Consider the following 719-nt stretch of genomic DNA (forward strand, 5'->3'; position numbering starts at 1 on the left):
CCGGACGGGCAGATCTCCCTGACCGATCCGGATGCGCGATCCATGGCCACCAGTGGCAGAGGCACCGGCGTGGTCGGCTACAACGTGCAGACGGCCGTAGATACCCAACATCACCTCATCGTCGCCCACGAAGTCACCAATGTCGGCCATGATCGCTCGGCACTGGCGATGATGGCCGAGCAGGCGCGCAGCGCCATCGGGGTTGAAGGCCTGACCGTCGTCGCCGATCGTGGTTATTTCAAGGGCGAAGAAATACTTGCCTGCGACCAATCTGGCATCACCACCTATGTCCCTAAGCCGCTGACATCCAATAGCAAGGCGGACGGGCGCTTCGGCAAGCAGGATTTTGTGTATGTGCCGGAGAAAAATGAGTACCGCTGTCCCGCGGGGCAAAGCCTGATTTATCGCTACACGAATCTTGAGGCCGGCCTGACGACACATGCGTACTGGAGCTCGAACTGCAAGCAATGTGCACTCCGAACGCAGTGCACCAGTGAGCCATTCAGGAGAGTTCGACGCTGGGAGCACGAGGACGTCATCGATGCCATGCAGCGTCGCCTCGATCATCAGCCAGAGATGATGAGCATCCGCCGCCAGACCGTCGAGCATCCATTTGGCACGCTCAAGCACTGGATGGGCTCGACGCACTTCCTGACCAAAACGCTACCCCGAGTGAGCACCGAGATGAGCCTGCATGTGCTCGCCTACAACCTCAAACG

At 59.5% G+C, this 719-nt stretch carries 1 protein-coding gene; it reads left to right on the forward strand.

Annotation, left to right across the window (positions count from 1 at the left end):
• Positions 1 to 719, forward strand: a 719-nt coding sequence (locus QSJ95_RS32480) for a transposase (RefSeq protein ID WP_141679884.1), incomplete at both ends; no start/stop codon positions are given.

It is taken from the genome of Pseudomonas sp. NBRC 100443 (assembly GCF_030268185.1).
Taxonomy (GTDB): Bacteria; Pseudomonadota; Gammaproteobacteria; order Pseudomonadales; family Pseudomonadaceae; genus Pseudomonas; species Pseudomonas citronellolis.